Genomic DNA, 15,595 nt, shown 5'->3' on the forward strand with positions numbered 1-15,595 from the left:
TTCCGGGTTCCGGTGTGGACTCAGGTCCGGGCCACGCCGAGTCCCTTGACCCGAGCGGCCGTTGCCTCGGGGGAGCGCCGGATGAGGGTATGGATGACGTACACGCCCGCGACGCCCGAGGCCGCCATGCAGAGGGTGATCGACCAGAGCAGGACGGAGGCGCTGTAGTCCATCAGGGCGGGCGTGACGAAAGCGACGCCCGCGAAGACCCCGCGTGAGAGGGCGTAGGTGAGGCCCTGGGTGGTGCCGCGGGTGTCCGGGGGCAGCGTCAGCTGCGACCACACCTTGTAACTGGCCTCCCCGGCAAAGGGGTTGGAGATCTGGTAGAGCACGAAGAAGACGAGCATGCCGACGAGGGCGCCGGCCGTGACGGAGGCGATGCAGAAGGCGACGACCTGCACGACCGTGAACACGTAGAACAGCCGGTCGCGCCAGGGTGTGTCGGCGAGCCGGACGAAGACGAAGGTCAGCACCAGCGCGATCGGCAGGAAGGCCAGGTTGATCCCGGTGGCCAGGCTCTGGGAGGCACCGCTCACCGTCACCAGCAGGTAGGTGCCGAACTGGCCGAAGGTGTTGGCGCCGATGCCCCAGGTGACGTAGTAGACGAAGGTCGCGACCATCGGCACCATCGCGGCACGGTTGCAGATGTTCTTCAGCTCGATGCCGCGCGGCACCGCCTCCTTCGGCACCTCTTCCTCCGCAGGCTCGTCGGGCAGTTCCAGACGGGAGCGGAGCTGCCAGGTGACCAGCGCGGCGACGACCAGATGGCCGGTGATGAACCGCGCCCCGGTCAGTCCCGTGTCGGACAGGAGATAGCCGAGGAAGATCACGACGACGATGCCCAGCACCCACATGACCTGGGTGAAGGACACCAGACGCGCCCGGCCTTCGGGAGGCGCGGCGTCCGAGACCACGGCCAGGGACGTCGGCAGATCGGCACCGGCCGCCAGCCCCGCGACGAGCACGCCGACGAAGAGCACGATGTCGTTCGGCGCCAGCGTGATGACGACCGCGCCCACCGCGTAGCAGAGGATGTCCAGGTTGTAGACGCGGCGGCGCCCGAACAGGTCGGCGAGCCGGCCGCCGACGAGGGAGCCGACGGCGATGCAGCCGGTGACGATGGCGCTGATCGCCCCGGCCATCCACACGCCCATGTCGTAACTGTCGCGGTAGATGGCCAGGTTGACGGCGATGCTGACGATGAGCGCGGCGTCCAGGTAGGAGGCCATGCCCGAGAGGGCGGCGACCTTCCACAGGTGCTTCGGGATGGGCTGTTCCGGTTGTGCCTGGGCAGCGGGCAAGAATCGGCTCATGATGCGGCTCCTCGCGGCTCCGGGGCCGGGGTCGCAGTGAATATAGGGTTCGGAAAACGTTCCAACAAGTCCCCTTGCGCCATTCGGCGTGAAGAAGTGTCAGCCGTCTTCCCGGTCCCCGGTACCGGTGCCAACATTGCAGGTGGCAGACGACTGAGTCGACCAAAAACGTTTTTGATCCGTGTGGGTGACCGAGCCGCACCCGGAAGGACCGCCGACGTGATCTCTCCCGCGCTCCAGCAGCTCTTCGACGCCCCGCCCCGGGACTTCGGCCCCACCCCGCTGTGGTGGTGGTCGGGCGCCAAGGTCACCCGCGAGCGTCTCGACTGGCAGCTGCGCAGATTCGCGGACGGCGGCGTCCACAACCTCGTGGTGATCAACCTGGCCCCGGCAGGCCCGAGTTTCGGCGCCCGGACCGACGACCCGCCGTGGTTCGGCGAGGAGTGGTGGGACCGCTTCACCGACGCCTGTCGCATCGCCCGGGACATCGGCACCCGCCTGTGGTTCTACGACCAGCTCGGCTTCTCCGGCGCCAACGTCCAAGGCGCCGTCACCCGGCGGCACTTGGCTGCCACCGGCCGCGCACTGCGCTCCCGCAGGGCCACTGTCTCGGGCGGCACGGTCGCCTCGCAGGGTGCTGAAACCCTAGTCGCCGCCTACGACTTGACGGGCCGTCGGCTGCAAGTGGCCCTCGCCCCGGGCTCCTTCCGGATCACAGCTGCGGACGGCACGGACGTCCGGCTCGTCGTCGCCGTCCCCACTGCCTTCGACTACCTCTCCCCGCACGCCGGGGAACTGCTCCTGGACGCCGTCCACCACGAGTACGACCGCCGGGTTCCCGAGTACCTGGGCAACGTCATCGCGGGCAGCTTCCAGGACGAACTGCCCGCCACGAACTCCTGGAGCCCCCGCTTCCCCGAGGAGTTCCGCGCCCGCCGCGGCTACGACCTGCTCGACCATCTGCCGGCCCTGTTCGGCCCGGCGGACGCCCGCGCGGCGAAGATCCGCGCCGACTACTACGCGGTCCGCGCCGAGCTCACCGAAGAGGCCCTCTTCAAGCCCCTCGCGGCCTGGCACGAGGAACGCGGCATGCTCGTCGGAGCCGACCAGAGCAACCCCGCGCGCGCCGGGTTCCCGGCCCAGTCGACACAGCTCTACACCGACTACTTCCGCACCCACCGCTGGTACGGCGCCGTCGGCAGCGACCACCACGGCGACTCCAAGGTCCACTCCTCCATGGCCCACCTCTACGGCCACGAACGCGTCTGGATCGAGGCGTTCCACTCCTCCGGCTGGGGCGGCACCCTCGCCGACACCTACGACTGGCTGCTGCCGTTCCTGCGCAGCGGGGCCAACCTGTACAACCCGCACGCCAGTTACTTCGGCACCGCGGGCGGCTGGTTCGAGTGGGCACCGCCGTCCACCGACTGGCGCCAGCCCTACTGGCAGCAGTACCCGGCGTTCTCCCGCGCCGTCGCCCGGATCTGCTCGATCATGTCCTGGGGCACCTACAGCGCCGACGTCGCGGTCCTGCACCCCACCGCCACCATGCAGGCCCTCCTCCCGCTCGACGCACCCGTCCACCACTTCGGCGACTGCCGCCTCGGCGACGACCACGCCGACGCCGACGAGACCCAGGAGCACTACCTCGGCCTGTGCGGCACGAACAACTGGCTCGGCCCGCGCGTCGGTTCACTGGACCGCCACCGCATCTCCTACGACGTCATCGACGACGCCTCCGTGCAGCGCGCCACGGCAACCGAAGGCGCCCTGCGCGTAGGGGACTTGGCGTACCGCGCCGTACTGCTGCCCTCGGCGAGCGTCCTGGAGGAGGAGACCGCACGCCGACTGTCCCAACTCCTCGACGCGGGCGGCCGGGTGGTGGTCGTGGGCCGTCCGCCCGCCTCGGCCGCCGGACTGGCCGGTGACGACTCCGTCGTGGCGGCCCTGCTGAAGCACCCGCGACTGGAGCGGGCGAGCGACGCCGAGGGCGGAGCGGCGACGCTGGCCGACAACGCCGGACACGCGACCGGCGAGGTGCCACTGCTCGTCAGGAGAAAGGGAGTTGGGGCGGTGGCCCTGGTGACGGGTGCCTTCCCCGACGCCCGCACGCTGCCTGGAGACGCCAACCACGAGGCGGACCCCGCCCGTTACGCCCGCCACTCGACCGTCACCGTGCACGCCCAGGTCGCCGAGGCCGAGATCTGGAACCCGGCGAGCGGCACCCGACAGCCGGCGGACATCACGGTCCGCGACGGCCGCTCGACCATCGCGGTGCCACTGGAGGGCGCCTCCGCCGTCCTCGTCGTATGGCGCGAAGGCAGCCCGCTGACACCCCGGACGGCCGCACCGGCACCGAGGCCGCAGCGGACGACCGACGTCTCGGACGGCTGGGAAGGCCGTCTGGTCCCCACCATGGACAACACCTGGGGCGACCTGGCGCTCCCGGCCGGCACATCCGTCGCCGCACCGCAGATCTGGTCCATGCGCTGGACCGAGACGGACGGCCCCGACGCCAACTGGCAAGCCGCACGGGCGACTTACGGAAACCGGGTCCGCGTCCTGTCTCCGACACCCGCCGCCCGGGCCCCCGAACCACTCGACGGGCCCGGTGTCGAACACGTCCTCGCCGACGCCCTCCCCCTCACCCCCTCGGACGAGGACTGGCGGGTCTCGCTGTACTCGTCGAGCCGAGGGATCCCGGAGCCGGACGGCCTGCTCGGCAACAAGGGGATGGTGAACGAGGAGTTCGTGCGCGTCCCCGTGCCCGGGCCCGGGACGGTCGCCAGGGTCCGGGCGATCGTCGAGACGGACCACCGGGGACCCGCCGAGCTGCATGTGGGCGCCGCGGCCGTCAAAAGAGTGTGGTGGAACGGCGAACTCCTCGACACCGCCGCCGGATACCTCACTACCGCACGCGTGACGGTCGGACGGCCCCGCAACGTCCTCGAATACGAACTGGCCGACGCCGAGGACAGGCCGCTCCTGATCTCCGGCACCGCGGGCACCCCTTTGGGCAGCTACTTCTGCCTGACCCGACCGGGCGGATTCACCCCACGCCCACAGTTCATGTGCCTGCCCGAGGACGTACGACCGCACGGCGGCGTCACCTATCGAGGCCGTCTGCGCGCGTCGGGAGAGGCGGTACTCGTGGTGGGTGCCGCGGTGGGTGTCACCGTGCTGCTCGACGGGGCGGTCGTCGCGCGCCAGGAGAAGGCGGAGTACTACGAGTCCGACTGGGGCGTCGTACCGATGTTCTTCCGCCATCAACTCGCCCTGGAGGAAGGCGAACACGTGCTGGAAGTGGTGGCCGACGCCGCCCACCCGCGCGAGGCGGTGTTCGTCGACTGTGTGGCCCGCACGGAGTCGGCGGTGAACTCCCTGACCAGCGGGGCCGGTTGGGAGGCCGAGACGGGGGAGTGGTGCGGCCGGACCGTCGAACACGAAGGCCGGTGGGGGGAGTTGCAGCACTGCCACGCGGCCGTACGACCGCACCCGCTGCCGGAGACCGAGTGGCTGACCGGCGGACCGGTGCAGGGCGCCGTCGTACTGCCCCTGCGGTCCACGGACACCGTCCGCCCCCGTGCACAGCGCTTCCGCTTCACCGTGCCGCCGGGCACCGTAGCGCTGGACCTGCCACTGGAGTTGGCGGCGAGGGTGCGGGTCGGCGACGGTGGCGAGAGGGCCCTCGACGGCGAGGTGCTGACGCTGGATCGACCAGTGGCGCAGGCCACGGAGTTGGAGATCGTCACCGAGCCCACGGCCGTCCTGCGGGGCGGCTCCGCCTGGCGCGGACCGGTGCGCGTCCGCTGCGTACCGGCGCGACTGCCACTGGGGGACTGGCAGTTGCTGGGGCTGAGCGGCTGGAGTGGTGGGGTGACGTACGCGCGGGAGATGGAGGTGCCGGAGGGGCCGGACCCGGTACTGGACCTCGGGCGGGTGCGCGGCAGTGTGTCGGTCGCTCTCGACGGGGAGCGCGTCGGTGAGGCGTTCTGTCCCCCGTACCGCTTTCAACTCCTGGGCGCCGCAGGGCGGACGGTCCGTCTGGACGTCACGGTCAACAACACCCTCGCCCCCTACCTGGCGGAAGCCACCCCCACCGCCTGGGCCTTCCCGTCCCAGCTCCCGTCCGGGTTGATGGGCCCCGTGACGCTACGAACTCCGGTCTGACGGAGGCCGGGTGGAGTCACGAAGGACGAGGTCGGGGGCGAACACCCTTGTCTCGTGGGCGTGTTCGGCACGGGCCTCCACCTCGTCGAGCAGCATTCCCACGGCAGCCCGGCCCAGCTCCTCGACCGGCTGCCGCACCGTCGTCAGGGTCGTTCCCACGAAGCTCGCTATGTCGAGGTCGCCGTAGCCGACCACCTGCACCTCCTCGGGTATGCGCACCCCCCGCTCACCCAGTCCACGGCACAGCCCGGCAGCGAGGAAGTCGTTGGTGCAGAAGACGCCCTCGGGCAGTTCGTCGAGGCCACGTGCGATCTCCAGGCCGTACGCCACCGTCATCTCGTCGGCGACGATCTGGCGCAGCCGCGCCTCACGCTGGGTGCGGACCGCCTGCCGGGCGCCCTGGTGGCGGTCGGCGCACTGCGCGATCCCGCGCTCGCCGTTCACGACGAGGAGGTCGCGCGCCCCGCGGTCCAGGAGGTGCTGCACAGCGATCCGGCCGCCCGCGATGTCGTCGACGGAGACGGAACACCCGTCCTGGACCGGCAGCGCGCGGTCCGCGAGCACCAGCGGGATACCGCGTTCGCGCAGCCGGGTGAGCCGGGTGGGATCGGCGCCCAGCGGCACCACCACCGCACCGACGGCCCGCTGCTCGATCAGCATCGTGAAGTAGCCCTGCTCCCGCTCGGGATCGTCTCCGCTGTCGCAGAGCACCAGCGAGTAGCCGTGGTCGTAGGCCGCGTCCGCCGCGCCCCGTGCGATGCGCGAGTAGAAGGAGTTGGCCACGTCGGGCAGGACAAGGCCGATCGAGGACGAGTGCCCGGTGCGCAGGCCGGCGGCTCCCGGATGCGGCACGTAGTCGAGGGCGGCGACCGCGTCACGGACCCGCTCGGCGGTGCGGGCGTTGACCCGCTCGGGCCGGTTCAGGACGTTCGACACCGTGGACACCGAGACTCCCGCGGCGGCTGCGACATCCTGAATACGGGCGGGGCGAACCTGGATGACGTCCACCCCCCTCGCTCTGACAGCCGTGCGACCAGGCACGACACGGTCCTCATGGGCGCGGAAAGTCTACCTCGGGGGGTGTTGGAACGTTTTCCGCGGGGTACGGACGCCGAACGCGAACCCGGTCGTGATCAACGGGGCTAGCATGGCGCCATGGCTGAGGGTGTTGGGGCTGAGGGTCCTGTCGAGGGCGACCGCCCGCTGAGGCGCGATGCCGCCCTCAACCGGGAGAAGATCCTGCGTGCCGCGCGGGAGGTCTTCGGTCAGCACGGGCTGGGGGTCACGCTCGACGACGTGGCCCGGCACGCCGGCGTGGGGGTCGGCACCGTGTATCGGCGCTTCCCCGACAAGGACACCCTCGTACGGGCCCTGTTCAAGCAGGATTTCGAGATCCGGCAGCAGTCCGCCGAGCGCGCGCTCGCTCATCCGGACCCCTGGCAGGGGTTCGTCGACTTCCTCACGGAGATGGCGGCCGACCTCGCCGAGAACCGCGGCCTGCACGAAGTGATCATATTGGGGAGCCACAGTTCCGCGCACATGGAGACCGCGCGGGGCGGCATGCTCCCCTTTCTGGAGGCCTTGATCCGGAGGGCCCAGGAGAGCGGAGACCTGCGCCCGGAGATCACTCCCTCCGACATCCCGGTCATGGTGCAGATGGTCAGTTCCGCCAGTCAGTTCACCCAGGGCAGGCGGCCCGACATCTGGCGGCGCTGCATCGAGATCCTGCTGAACGGCGTCCGGCAGCGTCCCGACAACCTTCCCCTGACGACACCGAGCCTGGGCAACGAGACGGTGGAGCAGGTGATGGGGCTGGCCCGGCCGGCCCCGAGACAGGAGTAGCAGGTCCGCCGTACGTACAGACCTGCCATCCGTGTTCTCAGGAGGACGGTCCCCAGTCGTCGCGGCTGGGCGTCGCTGAACTCGGCGTCGTGAGGGGCAGGTTGACGAACGACGCTGTCTGTGGGGAGCGTTCGACCGTGTAGACGCCGCCGGTCAGGTTCGCCGACTCCTGCGGGGTCGGGGCGACGGGGAAGTGGAAGTCCGCCGGCGGCCGGCTGTCGATGGTGATCTGTATGCGGTAACCGGCGGGAATCCTGGTGAAGTTGGACAGGAGCGAGAGGTCGTACCTGGTGGTCTGTCCCGGGGGCACCGGGCGCTGCGACGCTTGCGTGAAGGGGTGGCTCGGTTTGAGCAGGGTGCCGTTCCCGCCGTACCAGCTCTCCTGGGTGTCCAGCGCGCGCTGACTGCCCAGGAGGATTCCGTCGGCCTGCTTGGTCACCGTCCCGTCCGGCGCGACGATGCTCAGCTTGGCGGAGAGTTCGGTCTCCGGTGTCGTCGACTCGGCGTACAGAGTGACGTCGGTCGGGCCGTCCAGCAGCGCCGACTTGGCGAGCGGGGCGGTGGTGTAGGTCAGCGTGTTCGCCGCGGTCGCGGTACTCCAGGTGAGGGTGTCGCTCCCCTGACCGGCCGGCTTGGCGGTGGTGAGGGAGCTCTCGCCGAGGTAGTAGGTCCGGGCGTCGGAGGACAGCGGCCAGGCGGCGCTGTCGACCCAGTTGCTCACGCCGTTCTCGAACAGGTGCAGGGGGGTCGAGGTGTCGGCCATGCCTGTGGGCGCGTCCTTGAGCCAGGTGTCGAACCACTCCAGGCGGATGCCCTGCAGCGTGGCCTCGTTGACGTGTTCTCCGTGCGTCCAGGGCCCGACGATCGCCTGGTACCGGCCCGTGACGGGTTCACCCGAGGTGATCGGATCGGTCAACGGCCGGTGGTAGTAGGCGTTTTGGGCCGCCGCGTAGGCGTCCAGGTTCCCGCCGGGGAAGAGGTCGTTCCAGCCGGCCTCGGACAGCGCCGGAATGTTGTTGGCCACGATCCGCGGCATGAGCTTCTGTACGTCGAGGGCCTGCCAGTACGCGTCGTCGTACGAGCGTGAACCGCCCGAAGCCTGCTGGGCGATGGTCACCGACTGCGGGTCGGTGGCGGGATCGTCCTCGGGGCCGCGCGGCTCGGCCTGGGCGATGCCGGCCACGAAGGGGGTGGGGACACCGCCGTTGGCGGTGAGGTCGTTGTAGAAGTCCGAGTCGGTGCAGAACGGTGTGATGGCCTTGAGCGCGGAGTGCTTGCCCACGGCCGCCGCGGTGAACCACTGGTTGACCCCGAGATAGGAGCAACCGTCAAGCCCCACCTTGCCGTTGGACCCCGCCAGCGTATGGGCGGCCCAGTCGACGAGGTCGGCTCCGTCCTTGCCCTGCCGGTCGCCGAACCAGTCGAGCTGTCCGCCGGACGCGCCGGTGCCGCGCACCGCGGAGGCCACGTAGATGTAGCCCCGCTGCACGAAGTAGGTGCCGCTGTCCGTGGGGTCGGAGCGCTGGGTGCCGTAGGGGTTCTGGGTGAGGAGTACGGGGAACGGGCCCGACGCGCGTGCGCCGGTGCTCGGATCGGTCGGATAGACGACCTCGACGGCGATCTTCACACCGTCGTCCATGGTGACGGTGGTGTGGACGGGCGCGCTCGCCGCGTAGGTGGCGGCGGGCGGCTCCCAGGTGGCCGCGTGCGCGGGGAGGGCGGTGGCCGTCGTCTGTCCGGCCGCGACCAGGAGGAGCACCGCGGCGGTACTGCCGAGCGCGGAGTATCCCTGGGGCGACTTCAGCCGGTCTCTTGCCTTGGACTTCTTCATGCGGCTCCTTGAGGGTGGGGGAGGGTTCCTCGTCATGCCGTCTGCGGGACGGCCTGTTGGCCACGGTTCAGGGCGAAGAGCGGGAACACGACGCGTCCGCGCACCTCGTTGGTCAGCTCGGCCAGCACCAGATAGAAGGCGACGGCGGCCAGGGCGATCTCGACGTAACCGGCGGTGTGCAGCACCGAATCGCTCGGGACGCCCGCACTCGAAGCCCCCAGGTAGGCGATCACCAGCAGCACGATCGTCAGCGTCAGCAGGGCGAACGCGCTCACGGTCACCGCGTTGGTGCCCAGACTGGCGACGGCGAAGACCAGCGTGACGACCAGCCAGGCGAGCAGGAACAGCCCCAGCGACTGCATCACCGCATGACCGCCCTGAGCCGCCGCGGCCTCCGCCGTGGCCCCATGGGCCTTCGCCGCGGCTGCCGCGTTGCCCGCGATGTGCGGTGCGGCCCAGAACTCGATGACGGTGTAACCGAGCCAGAACGCCCCGTACGCCGTCAGGAAGGAAGCCGCGAACGTCGCCCCGGCGGCCAACGCGAAGAAGCCCGCGACGAGTTGGACGATGCCGCCGTAGAAGAAGGTCCCCGCCAGCACGATCGTGCCGTCGGCCGCGTCGATGACGCCGGCGGTGTGCAGGCCCAGGATGAGCGAGCACCACGCGAACCCGGCCGCTCCCACGGCTGTCGCGTGGCCGATGTGGGAGGTGGTACCGGTGGGGACCGGCGGGCTTTGGGCATCGTGAAGCGACACTTCAGTCATGGTGATCACCCTTCTGGAATGCCGACAGCCGGGGCGTCCGACCCGGGCCGTCAACCGAATGGTCGGTAGTTTGGGAAGGGCCGATTGGGACTGTCAAGGGATCGAACCGAAGTGGAAAACGCGCTCTGCGAGGCCTCGGCGACGGCCTTCGGGTAGTTAGGCGTGGCGCGGAGACGGTCCCGGGGCCGGTATCGCCGCAGGTGGGGTGGGGTGTCCACCGTTCATCTCGGAGAGTTGAGAGGTGGGGCTTCCGGGGCCGGAGAAAGTGGAGATATATTCTCCGAAACGAGGAGGGTCGGTGTCCTCGGGGGCGGCCGGGGGAGGAGGCGGCAGGAATGTTCGCACCGGGTGGCTGTGCCGCCCCTTCCCGAGGGCGTTGTCAGTGGGTGCGGGCACACTGGCGGCATGGACTCGATCTCACCCGCCGCGACCGATGTGTCACCCGCCGCCCTTGTCTGGGTGGAGTCGATGGGCGGGCCCCTGATAGTCGTCCCCGTATCCGCGCTGGCCGCGTGGCACGGGTGTACGGAGAGCGGGGTCATGGCGGGCGACGGCACGGCTCCGGACGACTACGACCGGGCTTGCGCGCTGGACGATCCGGCCGGCGTGATCGCTGTCGGCGACAGCGGTGCGCAGGCACTGGTGCTGGCGGACGAACCGGCCACCAGCTGCTATCTGCCGGAGCATCGAGCATTCCTGCGGTGGCTCGGCGCCGATTCCGAGGCCGGCCTGAGGGTGGCGGCGGAGGCGGTGCTCGCAGACCCCGCCACCCCGTGGGAAGAGTGCGGCACATGGGTGTCGGACGGCCCGGCCGTGCTCATGGACTCCGCCGAAGCGGGTGCCGGGCTGGGCGTCGAGTACCCCGGTGGCGGGTTGCCCGCCGAGGCGCAGGTCCCGCTGCCCGCCGGCCGCTGGAGAGTACGAGCCGTCCACATCAAGGCGGACGACGAGAACCGGGTCGGCCTGGTCCACCTGCTGCCCACCGAGGAGGTCTCCGCCTGAGGAACCGGGCGCTACGACGTTCCGCCGGGCGACTGCTACCCGCTTTGTGCGTCGGAGGTGTCCGTGGTGCCTGATTCCTGCGCGTCAATCTCCTTGCCGGGAGCGCCTGTTGGGCCCCCGGCGGGATCCACGGCGTGCCCCGCGCGAAGCTGGTCGGCGGCCCAGCGGGCCCACTCCTGTTCCAGGACCCGTTGGCGAATGCCGTGTTCCAGGACGAGCCTGCCGCACACGGTCAGCATGTCCTTGTCCCAGTCCTCCGTGTCCCGCAGGGCGACCAGGGTGTCGTGCTCCTTGGCCGAGGCCTCCGCGTGGTCGAGGAGTCGCTGTACCGCTTCGTCGCGTGGTAGGAGTCCCAGGAAGAAGGTCTGCAGGAGCATCGGGTTGCGCTGCGGCCTGCTCTCCCGGCTCTCGGTCAGCCAGCGCTCCGTCTCCGCGTGCCCTTCGGGGGTGAGCGAGTACTGCTTGCGCCCCCGGGGGCCCTCCTCCGTCACCTTGATCAGACCTGTCGCGTCCAGCTTGGTCAGCTCGCCGTAGATCTGGCTCTGCTTGGCGGGCCAGACGTATCCGAGCGACGTGTCGAACATCTTCAGCAGGTCGTAGCCGCTGCCGGGGCGGAAGACGAGGAGGCCCAGGAGGGCGTTGCGGAGGCTCATGCGGACAACACTAACCCGTGTCACTCCAATATTGACAGGTCGAAAACTACCCCTGCGGATTCTGTGTGCCGGAGGGGGGGCGCGTGGAGGTCGGACGCGGTCGCAGAGGTTCGTGCAGGTGGGGCCCGTTCGGGTCGGCGGGGGCGGGGCTGCGGTGGACTTTCGTTCAATATTCCGACCTTGACATGTTGTTTGCGGAGCATCTAGCTTCCACCTGTCAAAGTTGGAACGTCGAACTGCGAGGAAACGCATCGTGGGCATCATGGGCTATATGCGTGGGTTCGTCCCATGGATCGTGGCGGGCTTCGTCTCCGCCGTCGACTGGCGCTGGGGCGCGGTGGCCGGCTGTGTCTCCGGCCTCCTGCTGCTACTGCAGGACCGGCGCAGGGGAGTGGCGATGGACGCGATGGTCCTGGAGATCAGCACCATCATCTACTTCGTCATCATCGGAGCGATCGCCTTCAGCTCGCCCGACTCGTCCGTCCAGGACCACAGCGACGTCATTTCCTTCGTCTGGCTCGCTGGAACGGCCTGGGGCAGCATGGCCCTCCGCAGCCCCTTCACGCTCGGGATCGCCCGCCGGCAGACGCCCGAGGAGTACTGGAACACCCCGGGATTCCTCGCCGTCAACAACGCCATCACGGCCGCCTGGGGAGCCGGGTTCACGTTCATCGCCGTCGTACTGGCCATCAGCAACGCCACCGACGCTCCCGCCTGGATCGGCATCACCGCTCATGTCGTCGGCCTGGTCGCCCCCGCGGTCTTCACCTCGATCTATCCCAAGCGGGTCCAGGCGCGACTCGAAGCCCTGCTGGCAGCGGGCGCCTGACCGTCATCCGAAGGAAAATCCCTGTGAGTACAGACAGCACCCCTCCGCACCTCGCCGGAAACTTCGCCCCGGTCCCCGACGAGATCACGGTCACCGACCTGGAGGTGACCGGTGCCGTCCCGCCGGAACTCACCGGCTGGTATCTGCGCAACGGCCCCAACCCGCACGAGGCGGCCTCGGCCCACTGGTTCACCGGCGACGGGATGGTGCACGGGGTCCGCCTCGACGGCGGCCGGGCGACCTCGTACCGCAACCGCTGGGTCCGCACGTCCACCCTCGCCACGGGCGCCCAGGTCTACGGCCGCGACGGCGGGATGGACCTCGCCGCGGGCGTCGCCAACACCCACGTCATACGGCACGCGGGCCGCACCCTCGCCCTCGTTGAGACGTCCTTCCCGCAGGAGTTGAGCTGTGAGGCCGGGCGCGAACTGGACACGGTCGGCCCCTACGACTTCGACGGACGCCTGCGCACCCCGATGACCGCCCACCCGAAGACCTGCCCGGTCACCGGTGAGCTCCACTTCTACGGGTACGGAGGGCTGTCGGCGCCCTATCTGACCTATCACCGGGCCGACGCCAGTGGCGAGTTGACCGTCAGCCGGCCGATCGACGTCCCGGCGCACACGATGATGCACGACTTCTACCTGACCAGGAACCATGTCGTCTTCATGGACCTGCCCGCCGTGTTCAGCATCGAGCGGGCCATGGATCCGGACGGAGGTATGCCGTACGTCTGGTCCGACACCTACGGAGCCAGGCTCGGCGTGCTGCGCCGGGACGACCCGCACGGGGACATCCGCTGGTTCGACATCGACCCGTGTTACGTCTTCCACACCCTCAACTCCTTTGAGGAGGACGACGGTCGGCGCCTCGTCCTGCTGGGCATGCGCTACCCGTCGCTGCGGGACGGCGTCACTGTGGCGACGGCGGCCCACCTGTGGCGGTGGACGATCGACCTCGCCACCGGTGCCGTCGCGGAGGAGCAACTCGACGACCACCCGGGCGAGTTCCCCCGCATCGACGACCGACTCGCGGGCCTCCCGGCGGAGTTCGGTCACGTCACCGCGGCGCCCGTTCCGGAGCTTCCGCAGTACGACCCGAACGAGTCGCGTGCCGCGATCCACCGGTACGACCTCCGCAAGTCGAGCGTCGCCAGTCACTACTTCGCTCCGGGACGCTTCCCGGGCGAGGCGGCCTTCGCCCCCGCCGACGACCGACCCGGCGGCCCCGGCTGGCTCATGACGTATGTCTACGACGCCTCGACCGACCGGAGCGACCTGGTGATCCTCGACGCCGACAACCTCGCACGGGAGCCGGTGGCCACCATCCACCTGCCCCGACGGGTACCCGCCGGATTCCACGGCAGTTGGCTGGCGGACGCCTGACCCATGTGAACGGTGAGCCGTCCTCCGGGCCCCCGTGCTCGGAGGACGGCTCCCGCCGAAGGCGGTGAAGAGCCGGACGGATACCGAAAGGGATCGTGTGATGGGGGAAGTCGCCGAAGCGGCGCGCTGGGAGGACGTCCTGCTGACGCGTGCGGCTCAGTCCGGTGAAGTCGCCGCGCTGGGGCACCTGTTGGAGCGGCACCGGGGCGGAATGCGCGCGGTGGTCCTCAGCATTCTGGGGCCGGGCGCGGATGCCGACGACGTGATGCAGGACGCGGCGCTGACGGCGCTGCTGCGGATCGGCGATGTCCGTGATCCGGAGGCCGTGGGGGCATGGCTGCGGATGATCGTGCGCAACGCCAGCCGGTTGGTGCTGCGGGAAGCGGGGCTGGTCCGGCCGGTGAGTGAACTGCCTGCGGCGACGGCTCAGTTGGGGCCGGAGCAGTGGCTTGAGCGGAATGCGCTGCGGGACTGGGTCTGGGAGGCCCTGGCCGAACTCTCCCCGGCGTTGCGGATGCCTCTGCTGCTGCGTTACTTCGCCGCCGAGGCCACCTCGTACGAGCGGATCGCGGTCGCCTGCGGGATTCCGGTCGGTACCGTGCGCAGTCGGCTGAGCCAGGGCCGCGCCAAGATGGCGACCGTCCTCGCCGCCACGGCGGACACCCCGCACGGCCCCGCCGAACAGCGGATCCGCGCGGGACGCGTCGAGGCCTACGAATTGCTCGCCGCGGCCGACGGAGATGCGGTCCCCGTCTCTGTCCCCGCCTCGGCCCGCACTTGAGGTTCACGGGCCCGGTTCAGAGTTCCGCGCCGGACTCCTCGCTCGATTCCCCGAAGTAATGGCCCTCTTCGATGTCCGGGACCAGGTCGGGGTGCGTCGGCGTCCATCCGGTGAGTTGCCGGGTGAGGGCGCTCGACGCCGGGTTGTCGATCGGGACGAACGCGGCCAGGAAACCGGCGAAGTGCCGCCTCGCCTCCTCGGGCGTCAGGCTGACGGCCGGGACCTTCAACCTGCGGCCGATGGCCCGCGCGACCTCGCGGAACGGCACCCCTTCCTCGGCGACCGCGTGCAGGCGCGTGCCGGCCGGGGCGGATTCCAGGGCCAGTCGGTACAGGGTCGCCGCGTCGCGTCTGTGCACCGACGGCCACCGGTTCGATCCGTCGCCGACGAAGGCGGACACGCCTGTCGTACGGGCGACGCCGATGAGCGCCGGGACGAATCCGCGTGCGTCCCCCCGGCCATGCACGGTCGGTGCCAGCCGTACGGAGGACGAGCGCGTCCCGTGCTCGCTCAGGGCGAGGACGGACAGTTCGACCTGGAGCCGCGGGGCCGTGACGACGGTCGGGACAGTCGGGGTCTCTTCGGTGAGCAGCTGCCCCGGGGTGCGGCCGAGGACCCCCGAGGTGACCACGAACGGCCTGTCCGTGCCTGTCAGTTCGGCGCCGATCGCCTGCACCGCGGCGAGCTCGGTCCTCGCGCGGGCGGCCGGGTCGGTGGTCTCGGAGATGTGCTGGTTCGCGGCGTAGACGACACCGTCCGCCGCCGCGGCGCCGGCGCGCAGGCTGTCCGTGTCCGCGATGTCACCGCGGTGCACGGCCGAGCCGGATCGCGTCAAAGCCTCGGCGGCCGAGTCCGAGCGGGCGAGGCCGAGGACGTGATGCCCCGCTCCGAGGAGTTCGCGAACGACGGCGGATCCGATGTAACCCGTCGCGCCCACAACGAAAACACGCACAGTGGAAATCCCTCAGATCGGTCCGGGTCGACCCGACAGCGAAGGGCGGCGGGCTCGCGGACCACGTTAGGGA

General features: G+C 70.2%; 12 protein-coding genes. 6 read left to right on the forward strand and 6 right to left on the reverse strand.

Going from position 1 to position 15,595, the window contains the following annotated elements; genetic code table 11:
- Window positions 1–20: 20 nt before the first annotated feature.
- Entirely contained in the window at window positions 21–1,313 is a 1,293-nt protein-coding gene (locus tag OC490_RS17935) for an MFS transporter (RefSeq protein WP_262058957.1), read from the reverse strand.
- A gap of 219 nt (window positions 1,314–1,532) precedes the next feature.
- Between OC490_RS17935 and OC490_RS17940 the strand changes: the two genes are divergently transcribed.
- On the forward strand, window positions 1,533–5,483 hold the full coding sequence (locus OC490_RS17940) for a glycosyl hydrolase (RefSeq protein ID WP_262058958.1): 3,951 nt from the start codon (window positions 1,533–1,535) through the stop codon (window positions 5,481–5,483).
- Here OC490_RS17940 and OC490_RS17945 read toward each other — a convergent pair.
- The gene (locus OC490_RS17945) at window positions 5,466–6,491 is read right to left on the reverse strand and encodes a LacI family DNA-binding transcriptional regulator (RefSeq protein ID WP_262058959.1); all 1,026 of its coding nucleotides are present in this window, start codon (window positions 6,489–6,491) and stop codon (window positions 5,466–5,468) included. The genes OC490_RS17940 and OC490_RS17945 overlap by 18 nt on opposite strands.
- A 147-nt stretch (window positions 6,492–6,638) precedes the next feature.
- Between OC490_RS17945 and OC490_RS17950 the strand changes: the two genes are divergently transcribed.
- The gene (locus tag OC490_RS17950; protein WP_262058960.1) at window positions 6,639–7,325 is read left to right on the forward strand and encodes a TetR/AcrR family transcriptional regulator; all 687 of its coding nucleotides are present in this window, start codon (window positions 6,639–6,641) and stop codon (window positions 7,323–7,325) included.
- A 37-nt stretch (window positions 7,326–7,362) separates the two neighbouring features.
- On the opposite strand, the gene OC490_RS17955 is transcribed toward OC490_RS17950, so the two are convergent.
- Entirely contained in the window at window positions 7,363–9,156 is a 1,794-nt protein-coding gene (locus OC490_RS17955; RefSeq protein WP_262058961.1) for a CocE/NonD family hydrolase, read from the reverse strand.
- Window positions 9,157–9,188: 32 nt separating this feature from the next.
- Window positions 9,189–9,920: a GPR1/FUN34/YaaH family transporter gene (locus OC490_RS17960; RefSeq protein ID WP_262058962.1), complete on the reverse strand. Its 732-nt coding sequence runs from the start codon at window positions 9,918–9,920 to the stop codon at window positions 9,189–9,191.
- A gap of 405 nt (window positions 9,921–10,325) precedes the next feature.
- On the opposite strand from OC490_RS17960, the gene OC490_RS17965 reads away from it, so the two are divergent.
- On the forward strand, window positions 10,326–10,922 hold the full coding sequence (locus tag OC490_RS17965; protein ID WP_262058963.1) for an immunity 21 family protein: 597 nt from the start codon (window positions 10,326–10,328) through the stop codon (window positions 10,920–10,922).
- Window positions 10,923–10,957: 35 nt separating this feature from the next.
- Here the strand turns inward: OC490_RS17965 and OC490_RS17970 are convergent, their stop codons facing one another.
- Window positions 10,958–11,575 carry a PadR family transcriptional regulator gene (locus tag OC490_RS17970; protein ID WP_262058964.1) on the reverse strand — a complete coding sequence of 206 codons (618 nt, stop codon included), beginning with the start codon at window positions 11,573–11,575 and terminating at the stop codon, window positions 10,958–10,960.
- Between the two features lie 271 nt (window positions 11,576–11,846).
- Here OC490_RS17970 and OC490_RS17975 point away from each other — a divergent pair, with 271 nt between their 5' ends.
- The 3 genes from OC490_RS17975 (at window position 11,847) to OC490_RS17985 (ending at window position 14,570) form a co-directional block, all read left to right on the forward strand.
- A complete protein-coding gene (locus tag OC490_RS17975; protein ID WP_262058965.1) occupies window positions 11,847–12,404 on the forward strand; it encodes a hypothetical protein in 558 nt (185 codons plus the stop codon).
- A 23-nt stretch (window positions 12,405–12,427) separates the two neighbouring features.
- On the forward strand, window positions 12,428–13,789 hold the full coding sequence (locus OC490_RS17980; RefSeq protein ID WP_262058966.1) for a carotenoid oxygenase family protein: 1,362 nt from the start codon (window positions 12,428–12,430) through the stop codon (window positions 13,787–13,789).
- Window positions 13,790–13,889: 100 nt separating this feature from the next.
- Window positions 13,890–14,570: an RNA polymerase sigma factor gene (locus OC490_RS17985; RefSeq protein WP_262058967.1), complete on the forward strand. Its 681-nt coding sequence runs from the start codon at window positions 13,890–13,892 to the stop codon at window positions 14,568–14,570.
- A 16-nt stretch (window positions 14,571–14,586) separates the two neighbouring features.
- Here OC490_RS17985 and OC490_RS17990 read toward each other — a convergent pair whose 3' ends face one another.
- A complete protein-coding gene (locus tag OC490_RS17990) occupies window positions 14,587–15,522 on the reverse strand; it encodes an SDR family oxidoreductase (RefSeq protein WP_262058968.1) in 936 nt (311 codons plus the stop codon).
- Window positions 15,523–15,595 lie beyond the last annotated feature (73 nt).

This window comes from Streptomyces sp. STR69 (assembly GCF_024519455.1).
Classification (GTDB): domain Bacteria; phylum Actinomycetota; class Actinomycetes; order Streptomycetales; family Streptomycetaceae; genus Streptomyces.